Source organism: Paenibacillus sp. FSL H3-0286, assembly GCF_045040705.1.
Lineage (GTDB): Bacteria > Bacillota > Bacilli > Paenibacillales > Paenibacillaceae > Paenibacillus_AQ > Paenibacillus_AQ odorifer.
Map to the genome: position 1 here is coordinate 4,894,645 of NZ_CP150285.1, position 12,713 is coordinate 4,907,357.

The following is a 12,713-nucleotide window of genomic DNA, read 5'->3' on the forward strand; positions in this document are numbered from 1 at the left end:
GTAAAAAAAAGGAGATTTACCCTGTTAAGGCAATCTCCTTTTTAAATTTTTTTGTTTTATTATTTTTAGTCAAACTATTCTTGGGTTTTCGTAGTTTGTTTAATTGCTAATTCTCCCATTAACTCACCAGCACGTTTACTTGATGCATCCAATTTAGAGTAAACCTTTTGCACTTGTTCATGATCAAATCCTTCTATCACAGCTTCCATAATTCCGGTATCGTAAAGCGCATAAGTTACATCTACAAGCTTTTGGATATCACCGTTATCTTTTGGAATCATCGGGACATCTGAGAATTCCCTAATCATAAAGAGATGGAGAATGCCAGCAGTTCCGCGCATTAAGTCAGCACTAATTGTGGAAGATGTAGTTAGTTGCTCAAGGATCGCGATATAATCCATTACTACTTTATCTATTAACGATTCTTTAAATTCAACACAGATATTCACTTCATCATTGTCTTCAAGAATATAAATTTTTCGTTTCTTATCTAGTGTTTTATTCAATTTATTAATTTTCGATATTGTTAGTTTTGCCATTAATTAATTCACTCCTATATTTTTATTTAAAATCATCCTCAAATCGTAGCTTCTTCCATTCTTATCAATACACAACATTAAGAAGCTACCATTTCATGGCAACTTCGATTATATATATTTAGTTTCTGATATTTTACTTAATACACTGATAAATTCCCTGTTCGACAAACTTATTAAGCCACATAAACAAAGATTATACATCTCATTGTAATTAACTCCTGTTTGGTAACCCTGCTCAAAATTCTCTATTTCTTTATAATCACGTTTAATTTGATTTGCCAATTCAGATAGCGTTATTTTCATTTCATTTCTTATCCAACATATAAGTAAGCCTTGTTGTTCATAAAAGTGATCAGTATCAGCATATCTCATAATTAACTTACCTCATTTTTCTATATCAAACTGCTATTTCATCAAGTCTCTTTTCCACTTTTTTAATCTCGCTGCAATCGAACAGAGACATAATTTTATCTAGATATTTAACTTCTTCATTCTCAAGCGTTGTATCATACAAATCATTTGTATTACATATCAAATGTTCAATATCTGCCTTTCTTGCAAACTTCAAGTTTTCAAATCCATACAATGTAAAGTGACGAATGATTAGTGCTTCTTTAATAAATAAGAATCTTGGTTTAGTTTTATCAATGATTGGCTTTAGTTCTATGAATTCCTTTACTAATTCATCAATAGTACTATCACGAAAGTTTTCACGATAACGAAATAGTTCGCCATCAATATATGTTTTTCTATAGCCAAATTTCTCTCTGGCTCTGTTTTCAATTTTTTCAGATCTTAATCTTACTTCGTTTTCGCTCATTCTTCTTCCCGCCTTAGATTATGAAAAGCGCAATACTATTAAAGTATTGCGCTGAATGTATTTTTACTAATTAAGCTAAATCTGCCTCATCAAAGATGTACATTGTATACAAATCTTTAGAACCCGGTACAGCTAGTGCCTCCATGACAATATCTTGAACAGCAGGATCTCCATCAGGAGCCATTGCCATACTCCAATTGTCTTCAAGTTTGACTGACGGAATGGTGATTTGTGCTGCATAATCCTTTTTAGTTAGTACATCACGTACAAGCACATCCAAAATCAACTCAAAGCTACCAGCAAACTTATCTGTTTGAGCTTTAAGTTGTTTGGTGTCTGAACCAGCCATTGTTTTGTAGTACAAGATAACCTTCTCATCATCTTTAAGATCATTAGTTGCAAATGTTACAGTCTTATCTGTAACGCTATATTCGCCAGTTGAAGGAGATGCAGATTTAAATTCATAGCTTTCTCCTATTGTCCCATCTGGGAGATACTTGCTAACACTAATAAGTGCTCCTGTTTTAACTGGTGTGTAATCTAGAGTTACAGAGTTATTTGAAACAGTCAGGATATTATCAACTGTTACTGGGGTAGCTGCCGTTACAACTTCTGTACCCAATAGCATAGCAATCAGATCATTTGTGAATAAAGCATCCTGAAGTGTAAACTTTGCGGCTTTATTACCAGAAAAACCAACTAGTTTTGGATTACCACTACCACCCTGACTGTATACAGTATCAGCAGAGTTTTCGAGACCAGATTGTTTTAAACTATCAAGTCGCGCTTTGAGTTTTTTTGTTACCTGATCAAAAAAGGATGCTGTTGCTACATCGCGAATTGCCCACCGATTTGTTACTGCCATTATTAAAAGCCTCCAGTTAATCTATTATTTTTGCCCAAGAATTTTCTTGGATTTTAATTTTTGTTGAATCTATATTTCCGTTATAAATGCCAGTCATTATGTTGTTGTAATGATCAATGTTTTCCAATCTATAATAATCATCATAGAATTGATAAATAGATAGTTCTCCTATATCTAGGATTGAAATATTATTTGACTTCCATGACAGACCAGATATAAGACTATGTAAATTATTTACCTGTTTCTTCTGAGGTTTTTTAGCTCTGTCGCCCATGATCTTTTTAATGAATTCTTCAGCCTTTGAATTAGCTGGGTTGAATTCCTCATCAATGACCTTATCAGGAATCTTATTAGAAATCTTAATTGCTGCTTGAACGCTATTCAATAATTCACTTGAGATTCTAATATCACCTATATAAAGTGAAGGGCTATTATTCTCAAAAATTACTGATACTTCTTCTTTAAATAGCAACTTAGAACCTGTATTAATATGATTACGAAAATCAGGATCTTTCTCATAAAAATAAATTATGAAGTTTAGATTCGATTGTTCCATCTTTTCTAAATCTGGAACTTTATTTTTATCAAAAAGCCAAGAAGATAGAATACGATTATAATTTTCATATCCTATAGCTATAACACTTTTTAATGAAGGTGAATATATTTTCAAACCATCAATATCAATAGGTAAAGATAATAATAATTTCAGATTCATTTCATCTATATTTATCATCACTTAAAGTCCACAGGTCTATATGTGAGTACATAACCTTGGAATTTCTCATTGACTACATACTCATTTAACCCAACAAAGACTAGTTCTCCTAATCCAATTCCTCTTTTACCATCCATCAATTCCTCAACTTTAGTCATGATATAATCTATACGGGTATAGCCATAATCAGTTTTAAACAGATCTCTATGGGTGAACATATATATTCCTAGTTGTCCATTTTTAAAACTTCTACCAGTAGGTCTATAATCTGTACAAGAAATGGTTATGTAGGTTTGTGCTTCTGAGGCTGTTTCAGGAATAAATCTGTGAGGGAAAATGTTTTTATAAATGAGTTCAGATGTATCGTAGATATTATCCTTTTCAAGAAAGCCTTGATCTGTATAGAAAATCGCCTTGCATAATTCTTGATCCTCTAAAACCCTACTCATAATAGTATTTTTATAATCTGTTATTTCTGATAAAAAAGACATTTAATCAACTCCACTAAAACAGCGGTCTAATTTTGATTCGTTTATTTGTAGTAGATAATCCATTTGCATTACTAAGATGCAGACGAACATATCCTAATGTCTGAGACGCTACAACTTTACAGCTATTATTTACGTTATCTTGCGTTCCAATTGTTGCGAGATTAGTAATAGATACTCCATCATCAGCAGTTAATGAAAACTTACTTTCATCTGGATATTCAATTCCATTACGATAAAACTTAGCTGTGTAAGTTTGTGTTCTGCTAACTTTAATGTCATCAGCTCCGATAATCTCACAAGTATAAGAATATGAAGTAGATTCAGTGATACTGATTTCAATTTGTGCGACCGCACTTTTAAATGAGGCTGTAACAAATACCGATCCTGTTTTAATGGGTTTTATTAGTCCATTAGAATCAACACTTGCCACATTTGTACAACTTAATGTGTACTCAATAACGGGGGATGTTACGGGGATGCTTCTGTTCGTTACATTCACATTGAGTTGTAATGTCTGATCTTCGTTTATCGTCACAAAGGAACCATTTAGAATTTGAATTTTGTAATCTGCTACGTTGTCATAGTAATCAGCAATTTCAAGCTCTTGATTGTCTTTTGCTGGATTTATCAGATCTTCTTGCACTGTGACAATAGAGATACCTTTAATTGATATATTATCAAGTGCAGTAATTTTCCACGCTCTAGAATCAAAAATGAATCTGTCATCTTTTCTAAAACTAGTTGTATCTTCATCAAAACTAACCAGTAACGTTCTTCTTTCACTACCCAAAACAATAATATTCCCATTATCTGTTCCAAAGTTAGTTGCAGGGTCGCTTTTAAATGTAAAATAACGCTTGTTTATTTCACCTTCATCATCAACCCACTTAAGTTGACCACAACAAAGGCGAAGAGTGCCTCTGTAATATGTATTAGCCATATTATCAGTGAGAATATTTATATATTTATCTTGTTGCCAATCGACTACATCACCATTCTTAATCTGATGATCAAGGGTAACGATTATCTTTTGCTCCTTGGTTTCACTGTCGTCAACTATATGAGACTTGACAAAAGTATCTTTGTTGTTGATAAGAACTTCAAAGTATGATGGGGAATCCATAAAAGCAGAAGAAACAGATAGTTTAAAATCTTCTTCTCTTTCGCCTTTAATACTTCCATCAAGTGAATTATTATTTCTTTTATATTTATCTAAATAACTCATCGTAATTTTCTCAAATCACTATTTAGATATGTATAATCAATTATTAAATTACTCACTTCGTTCTGCTTGTCTTTCTTAATATCGGACAATTGTTTTAAATGCGCTGCTTGAGAAGTCATAGAAAAATCTTTAGTACTCATTGTTTGTTCAAGATTCTTGAGTGAGATAATTTTAGGAGAAAGATATTCAATAACCATTAAGTTACTAAGTATAAGAATATCTTGATCAGTCAAATCTTCGTCAAATCCTGTCTCTGAACGCTTTTTCAGATCGATTTTACATTTAGGAAACCTAGCAATACTATTTAGAAGATATCTATATTTTAGCGAATTATCTTCATCAATAGTGATAAACTTAGCATCATTAATCTGACTCAAAAAAGCATCATATACTTCTTCAAAGTTTGTAGCCAATACAGACCCTCCTTATGAATTTGGGTCTAATTTTTGACCAAGACTCTTCTCAATTGCCCTAATAACAAAATGATCTCTAAGTTTCCCATTAACATATTTATCTCTTGCCAAATCAAATGCAGAAATTTTAGAATAATCACTTTCCAGACTAGTCAGGACTTCTTCAATTTTTTCTGGTTCTTCTTCGAATAGTCGTTCAAAATCGTCTTTAGTTAATGTATTCTTCACATACTTATTAAGATTTAAGAATTGAATTACTTCTTCGTTATCAACCTTAATCCATCCTTTTTCGATATACTTAGGCTTTTGAGAAAGCATGGTTCTAATTTGTCCAACTGTCATAGTATCACTAGCTCCATGACTTTTAAAAAGCCAGGACTCGCCCGAACGAGGACATTTATATGTAAGCACACCATCAAAATTACTGACTACATAAACAAGAGTGTTTTCTTCCAGTTTAGTTTTATTGGTTCGTGTTGCCATCTTATTATCATTCCTTTCATTTTGATATAGTGAGGAAAGATGACTCCTTCCTCACCAGAAAAATTATTCTAAAATGTATACTCCATATTTTGCTGTTTTCTCAACACCAATACCAAATTTCTTACGAACGCTGTATTCTTTAGAATCATCAGCATTAGTTTTACCTTCGCCATCTTCAATTAATGCTTCGCCCTCCATGACGAACTTCACAATCTTTTCATCACCGTTCGGCAACACAAGCAAGAAATCGTCATCAATAGCAAATTCAGTTGTTCCAATTTTATGAGCTTGAGGAATAATACCAAATGTAATGCCATCGATTGTCTTAAAGTATCCATCTTGATTACGTTCGTCTTTCATTTTTTCTGAGATAAATTCAGGAATCGCTTTACGAACCGCTTTGCGCGTACCAATTACCATTGGCTTCAGCCCACTCAATGCCTCAACGTGCGCCACAAGGGTGTCAAACTGATCAGCGTTCCAAGCACCACCATATCTATATGGAGCAGAGAGAGCATTGTATGCTGCTTTAATCGCAGTGAAGATTTTTTCTGTAATTTCTCTTTTAAACGAACGTTCTACTTTATCAACCAGCTTTACCCAATCAATATAGCCAGCCAAGAAGCGTTCAAGTTCTTCATAAATTTTAACGCCTTCCCACCCGGTTGAAATTTGATATGGACGACCATATGTAATTCGTTGACGATTGAGGTTGTTAGTGCCTCCAGCAATTTCAGCTACTTCAAACAATTCGTCGGTCTCAGGAAGAAAGGAGAGTTTATCGCCAAATTTAACAGATCGATAATCAACGAATTCCTCAAATTGTTCTTTTAGTCCTTCTTCTACTCTAGCATCAATAACTTCCTCAAGAATTTCAAAAATTTCTAGTTTGTTCTTACGAAATGCTTTGGCGTTAAATCTACCATCCTCAGAACCCATCAGTTTATTCAAAGATTCTCGCAACTTATCATTTGCTTCTTCTGTTGAATAGTTTCCTGTTGTTCCTTTTGAAAGATCAATACCAAGTTGAATAAGTTTATTATTACGCATTAATTATGTTCACTCCATCATATATTTATTTTTATTTTAGTGTTTGAGAACTTTATAACGTGTTGCAGGTTCACCATACAGCTTAACTTTTTCAAGCACTTGGGCAGCGAAACGAGTGGTATCTGTCAAAGTTGCTACGGCCTTCAATTTCGCAGAGCCATTTTCAGGAATCAAGTATTGATTTTTAACACTAGTTCCAGTAATCATATTGTCTGTAATAGTAACCGTGTCACCCACGGCATAGTGATAAGCTCGTGCTGGTTTTCCCGCTTTATTTACAAAGTCAAGAATGTTATGCTTGTCCGACTCATAAACAATTTCTGGAGAAGCGACCAATAGAACCTCTTCGGCAGAGACATTCACTGGTGTTGCACCATGTACAACTTCACGCTTGCCATCAACAAGTCCACCAATTGTTGTAATTGCTCCATTTTCCAAATCAACATTCAAAAGCACACTTTCAATATTACCGCTATAAGTAGCTTGCATTTTATCCAATCTAACTGACATTTATAATGTCCTCCTTGTTTTTTCTGATTATTATAGAAATGGGATTATTCTTCGTCGAACAAATCGTCATAAACTTTCCCAGAACTTTTTTGTTTATTTTCCTTCTGAGTGATATCAATCAAAGATTCCTTATTTGGTTGAAGACTAAATTTAGCTTTCTTCTTTCCCAAAATTGCAAACAATTGATTTTCCACCTCATACAAAGTGTATGTATTTTTATTATCTTTAACGCTTTTCATTTCTTCTTCAGATAGCTCAGATGCAAAAGATTCAAATAACGTTCTCTCAGCTTCTTCTTTTTCAGCTTGAATTTTGTCGCTGTATTTAGAGTTAACTTCATCTAGTTCTTGTTGCAGTGAGTTGAACTTTTTCTCAATATCAACAACCTGTACTTCATATTCAAATTTTACTTTTTTCTCTGTTTTTTCTTTAACAGTCTCTGCAAACTTATTAAATGAACTCACAGTAAAATTGGTATCTGTTTCAATATCCATTGGCGCGTAATCGACTTTGAATCTTTTTAGAGATTCTTTATCAAGGCTCAATTTGTCACCGTCAACACTGAAAGTAGCACCCACCAAATAATGCTTTTGATTATCGAAAGCAATTACATTAGAGTTTTCTGTATCAATATCTACAAGGTAAAAGTTCTGGATATCAAATCCCCAATATTCATCTGTGTATGTTCCAAGCCCTGCAACTTCTCTTTCTGCTTCAGAAAGTAGTTGAGATGCAGTTAGACTATAATTTTTCTTCTTCAAATCCCTGCCTCCTTGCAAAGAAAATTTTAATTCGCTAACCATATTGCTAAAATCATTTTTAAAATTATTGTCAATTAAAGAATATGCCACAATAGAAGCACTCTCAAAACATGGAGTTACATTTCCATTTGGATCTGATTCCTTGTTGACTCCAAGAATACAAAGTCCTGAAAATACAAACTTTTTAACTTCATAGACTTTTTTTCCATCAATCGTTGAAAAGTTACCCTCAATATTTTTGATTTCCATTGATTGATTGTATTCGCGTTCTAATAAATCATTTGCTTCTTCATATCTGTCAGTCCACAGATATGCCCCATCCACTACGTAATATTTATTAACGGTTCCATCATTTTCTTCAACGCTTTCCCAATAAATATTAGCCGATTCTGGAACAACTCCATATGCCATAGTAGTTTCAACATACTCAGGTTTGTCGCCCGAAGTATCAATCTTACCTCCATGACCACGGAAATTCTGACTATCTTTGTTGTACTCTCCAACAATCGGAATGTTAAAAATACTTGTAGATGCTTCATTAATTGCTTTCTCGGATATGTAGGTATTGTTTCTATTTAGTCCAGCATATAAGACTCTAATTTTACATTTAGAGAAACGCGAATCTACCTTTTCAACATTGTCAATTTTTACGCTAAATCGCATAACTTTGTTCATTAAGTCATTATCACCTCCTTACTCCTCCTCATTACTGTCATTATCCCTAGTCTGAAGACCCTTATCCGATAAATCCTCTTCGTTGGATTTTGGTCTACCGTTAAGATCAGAAGGTGTCGCTGTATGAGCAGATGATAAAGGAATAAGAACATCTGGTAGCTTAAGGATTTCATTTTCAAGATATGAGTTCATCAAAGCTGCATTAGGACTATATCCTCTCAAAGCCATGATTTCATTTTTAACAGGCATCCCAGAGTTCGCCAATTTCAATGCACTCTCGATTAGTTCGTTACGATTAAGTTTAGTTGCTGGCAAGATGTTCAACTTAAACATATATCTATAATTTCCTGTAGCTTGAATATACGAATTGCACCATTTCTCAATAACCTTGATTAATCTAAAAGCATCAGATTCATCTGTTCCAATGGAATATTTCAAGGCAGAGCTAGTACTTGCATTTGCGCTGAAAAGTAGATTTGATACTCCAGTTTCATCCCAAAATTGTGTTGTTGCTTGTCCGACTTTATTCTTATCAAATGTATCTTTATCAAACTTAACTGCCGTAATATCCATTGGGCCTGTTGAAACGCCAACTTGTTCAGGAGAGATATCTAATAGATTTTCATGAAACGTCTTTACATAATCTTCATCAATTAAAAACTTATTAGCCTCTTTACTGTCCATAGGAATTTTTTGCGAAAGAAGCATAAAATTGTCGAGTTCTTCTTTCGTTTTAGCCAGCGTTTTAAAATCGGCGATATCTAATATTCCTTCGAAAACACTTGAGAATGCTGGTACTGGATTAAAATCAAAGGAAGTTGTTAGGCAAACAGATAAAGGAGATTCAATTCTTTCCCACTTTTCCGTAGAAGATTTATTGTCTTTTATACGATTATAAATTTCTCTAAAATAATCAGGGAATGAATTTAACATAGCAATATTATTGTTGAAATATGAAAAATCAAATGAGTATCCCAGCAAACCTGTATCGGGGTCAATGAAAGTAATCTTACAATAATCTGGATCTAGTTTTTGAAGGTAGAAACCATTTTTAGTTGGTCTTGCAAATCCATAAAACACACCATCAACATAGGATGTAATTCTTGCTTCTAGGAATGAACATGAAATATCCATTTTCTCTGCTATTTTTGCATGTTCTTCATAATCTTTTTTAAACTTCTTTGGATTAATACTTCCTATGTCTGTGGTCATTGGAGGTAAAGTATAGTCCATAGTATGTAAAGTTGAGAAATATAGTATTAAATTCTGATAATGTCCTGAAGCACTGAGCAAATAGCGACTAATGGTTCGAAGTTTCTTTTGACTAGCTACATTGCTTCTATTTTTTAGAAACTTCTTAACATCATCGCTGGTGTAAGTATCTACCACAGAAATCCCTTTATTTTTATTGCCAATACTAATAAGACCAATTTCTTTGAAAATACTTAATGCTCGATAGTGTTCATCTGATTTGGAACTATTCTGACTCAAAAGCTTGCCCCCTTTCTATTTCCATATATGCTAGGTTTTCTAGTGAGTGAGAAGCCTTTTATGTTAATTTCTTTTTCTTCTGTCACTTTATTCATAAAAGTGCTGACATACCATAAACCCATCATCAAAGCTGAATATCTATCTTTATTAACACGTTTAGTTTGTTGTTCTACACTCAGTTTTCCACTCTTTGTTAGAATAGTTTTCAAATTTTGTATTTCATCAATGAGTAAATCTGTCTGAATATGAGGGTACGCCTTGTTTGCATAATTGAAATCTTCTAAATTGTTTTTAACATCTTTAATCAACAATTGAAGTTTTTCACTTTCGACCATATCCATAAATGCAACTATTCCATCATGATTTGAAGCTTGCGCTATAAATTCATATAAGTACTTAGGGGAATTGGGTATCTCTGGTTTATTATCCGAGTTAATAGTATCCCAACAACCTAAGCTTTTCTTTGTTTTTGGATCTATAACTTCCTGCAATAATTCATCTCTTAACCCAGAGCCGATTGTATTTGTATCAATAATTACTATTGAAGCATTGTAGTTATTTCTTAATCTCTTTACTTCAATTCCTTGCTCTCTGAATGTCAGCCCATTTTTGAAATTAATGAGGTTTACTAGATGAACATTTTTCAGTTTTCCGTTCTTATTTTTTATTGCTTTTAATACTGCAACTGATGATTGGTTGTTTGAATCTTTAGTTGATCGTGCTACGTCAACTGACAAGATATATTCAAAACCCTTTTCAAGTGAGAATTCTGGTGCATCAAGCGTCCTTAGTTTAAGAAGTTTTTTTATGTCTACTAAACTTCCCGATGTGCTTCCTGTCCATTTACTCTCATAGTTTTGAGCGAAAAATGTAGGTGCCGCATTCTCTTTTTTATTCAATATTGCAGCTTTAGATTGACCTCGCTTGTAATTAAGAGCTAATTTCCAATCAGCTCCAATCACTATTTTGCCCTTTAAGTCTCGCATTTCTTTTACCATGCGCAAACTTCGTTCGTACTCGTCGCTACCTCTGTATCCTGCTGTAGTAAAGAAATTAATTTGTGAGTTCATTTCTTGGGGATCTACAAGCGCGTCTGGACCTATTGTGCGTCTTGGAATAACAACAATTGGTTCTAGAGCATCTTCAAAGAGGGAGTTATTAAGGAGGGCTGACTCTTCAATTTGTAATCTGTGTCTTCTCGAACCTTTTGAAGATTGAGAATTTGCTAGAATAGTTATAATGCCGCCAGACTTAAATTTTATTTCTACGCTATCAGTAGTAATCGATGGCTTACTAGCCAGTTCTTGCTCAATTAATGGATAGAATTTTAATATTTCTCTCCATTTTTCATCAACTAGTTTTGCGGCTTGCTCTTGAGTTTGAGCAGTCATTGCTATCTCAATATCAGGAAAGAAAATAGCAGTATGTACCATACCCAATAACTCGCCCAATGTCTTCCCCCATCCACGAGGGAAGACTCCGTAGACAGACACAAAGCGCGTGATACACCTTAAGAAGACACGTTGATCCAGATCCAGTTTTATGCCACCAGGTACAGGAGTAATTAGGTCGTACCATAAATCAGGATTCCAACGACACCAACTAACTAAATCAGTATATTTTTTAAGTCTTTCTTCAGAGTATGGTACGTTATTCAATCAGATCACCTTCATCGAAGTCCAAGAAATTGTCTTCAAATTCCTTTGTTCGTTGTTCAAGGAACTTGTAGATTTCTTCATATTCAACAGGTGGCATACCTTGAAGATCTCTGACATAATTTATGTAACACCAAATAGTAAAATCTACTTTATCATTAGGTCTTTGTTTGAACCTTGGCAAAATATCAATAACATCAACTGTAGATTCAACCGATCTAACTAATTCTCCAAAGCTATCCATACCATTGGTTAAGTCAGCTTTTGTAAACTGTGATGGATTAATCTTTGCTGCTGTTGCTGCATCTTTAGCTAAGTTCCCCCACTCTTTGGCTGCTTTAGAATCTCCCTGAGCAGTGGCAAGCTCTTCTTTTACACGATATCGGATGTACGTCAGCAATGCTTCGGTATGCATAGCCGTTTTTTCTTGATAATTGTTTTTAAGGTTGTTGTATTTTCTCTCAAAAGATTCGTATTCAATGGCATCATATCCACCGCCCCATTTTTCAACGAGCGTATTTACTGGATTTACACTATCTTCTCTCAATTCTTCAAATCTACTGTCCTTAAATGTCATACTCTTATACTGACTTAATGAAAGTATTTTTTGCATATATGAAGTTTGTCCAACGTTTAATTCACATCCACTTGTTTCCCATGTCTCATAATCAAAAGGGAGATTTAAGACATTTAGAATTTCAATCGATCTTTCCATATATTCAGGCGAGTCTTTTTCTCCTATATAGGTATTAATGCAATCTTTACAGAGGGGATAACGTTCACTTTTCACAAATTTATTTTTATGTTTATAATATTTATTTACGCTATCTGTATGTAATCTCTCACACATCAAGCACTTCAATTTTCCTTTTTCTAGCTCTACTTGTTTCTTTACTGCCATTATTACACCACCTTTAGGTATTGCTTTTTTATGTTCACATTAGCTCTGCAAAGAAATATGGACATAAAAAAGAGACCTAACGAGTTTGCTAGGTCAATACTTGATTTAATTAATAAATC

15 protein-coding genes are annotated in these 12,713 nt (G+C 33.7%); all 15 read right to left on the bottom strand.

Going from position 1 to position 12,713, the window contains the following annotated elements:
- Positions 1-74: 74 nt before the first annotated feature.
- The 15 genes from MHB37_RS22090 to MHB37_RS22160 all read right to left on the bottom strand — a co-directional run bounded on the left by MHB37_RS22090 (position 75) and on the right by MHB37_RS22160 (position 12,594).
- Positions 75-539, bottom strand: a complete 465-nt coding sequence (locus tag MHB37_RS22090) for a hypothetical protein (RefSeq protein WP_405168515.1) — start codon at positions 537-539, stop codon at positions 75-77.
- Positions 540-647: 108 nt separating this feature from the next.
- Positions 648-911, bottom strand: a complete 264-nt coding sequence (locus MHB37_RS22095; RefSeq protein WP_405168516.1) for a hypothetical protein — start codon at positions 909-911, stop codon at positions 648-650.
- 25 nt (positions 912-936) lie between these two features.
- Positions 937-1,359, bottom strand: coding sequence for a hypothetical protein (locus MHB37_RS22100; RefSeq protein WP_405168517.1), 423 nt, complete (start codon positions 1,357-1,359; stop codon positions 937-939).
- Between the two features lie 70 nt (positions 1,360-1,429).
- Positions 1,430-2,224: a hypothetical protein gene (locus MHB37_RS22105; RefSeq protein WP_405168518.1), complete on the bottom strand. Its 795-nt coding sequence runs from the start codon at positions 2,222-2,224 to the stop codon at positions 1,430-1,432.
- A 16-nt stretch (positions 2,225-2,240) separates the two neighbouring features.
- Complete coding sequence (locus MHB37_RS22110; RefSeq protein WP_405168519.1) at positions 2,241-2,957, bottom strand: hypothetical protein; 717 nt, start codon at positions 2,955-2,957, stop codon at positions 2,241-2,243.
- Positions 2,957-3,430, bottom strand: coding sequence for a hypothetical protein (locus MHB37_RS22115; protein ID WP_405168520.1), 474 nt, complete (start codon positions 3,428-3,430; stop codon positions 2,957-2,959). The genes MHB37_RS22110 and MHB37_RS22115 overlap by 1 nt, the downstream gene beginning before the upstream one ends.
- 13 nt (positions 3,431-3,443) lie before the next feature.
- A complete protein-coding gene (locus MHB37_RS22120) occupies positions 3,444-4,655 on the bottom strand; it encodes a hypothetical protein (RefSeq protein ID WP_405168521.1) in 1,212 nt (403 codons plus the stop codon).
- Positions 4,652-5,068: a hypothetical protein gene (locus MHB37_RS22125; RefSeq protein WP_405168522.1), complete on the bottom strand. Its 417-nt coding sequence runs from the start codon at positions 5,066-5,068 to the stop codon at positions 4,652-4,654. Before MHB37_RS22125 ends, MHB37_RS22120 begins: the two co-directional genes overlap by 4 nt.
- A gap of 12 nt (positions 5,069-5,080) precedes the next feature.
- A complete protein-coding gene (locus MHB37_RS22130) occupies positions 5,081-5,551 on the bottom strand; it encodes a hypothetical protein (RefSeq protein WP_405168523.1) in 471 nt (156 codons plus the stop codon).
- Positions 5,552-5,614: 63 nt separating this feature from the next.
- Positions 5,615-6,601 (bottom strand): hypothetical protein, encoded by a 987-nt coding sequence (locus MHB37_RS22135; protein WP_405168524.1) that lies wholly within the window; start codon positions 6,599-6,601, stop codon positions 5,615-5,617.
- Between the two features lie 36 nt (positions 6,602-6,637).
- Entirely contained in the window at positions 6,638-7,111 is a 474-nt protein-coding gene (locus MHB37_RS22140; RefSeq protein ID WP_405168525.1) for a hypothetical protein, read from the bottom strand.
- A gap of 44 nt (positions 7,112-7,155) precedes the next feature.
- On the bottom strand, positions 7,156-8,547 hold the full coding sequence (locus tag MHB37_RS22145; RefSeq protein ID WP_405168526.1) for a hypothetical protein: 1,392 nt from the start codon (positions 8,545-8,547) through the stop codon (positions 7,156-7,158).
- Between the two features lie 18 nt (positions 8,548-8,565).
- Positions 8,566-10,038 carry a hypothetical protein gene (locus MHB37_RS22150; protein WP_405168527.1) on the bottom strand — a complete coding sequence of 491 codons (1,473 nt, stop codon included), beginning with the start codon at positions 10,036-10,038 and terminating at the stop codon, positions 8,566-8,568.
- Positions 10,035-11,696, bottom strand: a complete 1,662-nt coding sequence (locus MHB37_RS22155) for a hypothetical protein (protein WP_405168528.1) — start codon at positions 11,694-11,696, stop codon at positions 10,035-10,037. The genes MHB37_RS22150 and MHB37_RS22155 overlap by 4 nt, the downstream gene beginning before the upstream one ends.
- Positions 11,689-12,594, bottom strand: coding sequence for a hypothetical protein (locus MHB37_RS22160; protein WP_405168529.1), 906 nt, complete (start codon positions 12,592-12,594; stop codon positions 11,689-11,691). The genes MHB37_RS22155 and MHB37_RS22160 overlap by 8 nt, the downstream gene beginning before the upstream one ends.
- Positions 12,595-12,713 lie beyond the last annotated feature (119 nt).

What these genes read in the sequence shown, in the direction of transcription:
- MHB37_RS22090 (WP_405168515.1), bottom strand. Translation starts at nt 539, where the DNA reads ATGGCAAAACTAACAATATCGAAAATTAATAAATTGAATAAAACACTA.
- MHB37_RS22095 (WP_405168516.1), bottom strand. Translation starts at nt 911, where the DNA reads ATGAGATATGCTGATACTGATCACTTTTATGAACAACAAGGCTTACTT.
- MHB37_RS22100 (WP_405168517.1), bottom strand. Translation starts at nt 1,359, where the DNA reads ATGAGCGAAAACGAAGTAAGATTAAGATCTGAAAAAATTGAAAACAGA.
- MHB37_RS22105 (WP_405168518.1), bottom strand. Translation starts at nt 2,224, where the DNA reads ATGGCAGTAACAAATCGGTGGGCAATTCGCGATGTAGCAACAGCATCC.
- MHB37_RS22110 (WP_405168519.1), bottom strand. Translation starts at nt 2,957, where the DNA reads ATGATAAATATAGATGAAATGAATCTGAAATTATTATTATCTTTACCT.
- MHB37_RS22115 (WP_405168520.1), bottom strand. Translation starts at nt 3,430, where the DNA reads ATGTCTTTTTTATCAGAAATAACAGATTATAAAAATACTATTATGAGT.
- MHB37_RS22120 (WP_405168521.1), bottom strand. Translation starts at nt 4,655, where the DNA reads ATGAGTTATTTAGATAAATATAAAAGAAATAATAATTCACTTGATGGA.
- MHB37_RS22130 (WP_405168523.1), bottom strand. Translation starts at nt 5,551, where the DNA reads ATGGCAACACGAACCAATAAAACTAAACTGGAAGAAAACACTCTTGTT.
- MHB37_RS22135 (WP_405168524.1), bottom strand. Translation starts at nt 6,601, where the DNA reads ATGCGTAATAATAAACTTATTCAACTTGGTATTGATCTTTCAAAAGGA.
- MHB37_RS22140 (WP_405168525.1), bottom strand. Translation starts at nt 7,111, where the DNA reads ATGTCAGTTAGATTGGATAAAATGCAAGCTACTTATAGCGGTAATATT.
- MHB37_RS22145 (WP_405168526.1), bottom strand. Translation starts at nt 8,547, where the DNA reads ATGAACAAAGTTATGCGATTTAGCGTAAAAATTGACAATGTTGAAAAG.
- MHB37_RS22160 (WP_405168529.1), bottom strand. Translation starts at nt 12,594, where the DNA reads ATGGCAGTAAAGAAACAAGTAGAGCTAGAAAAAGGAAAATTGAAGTGC.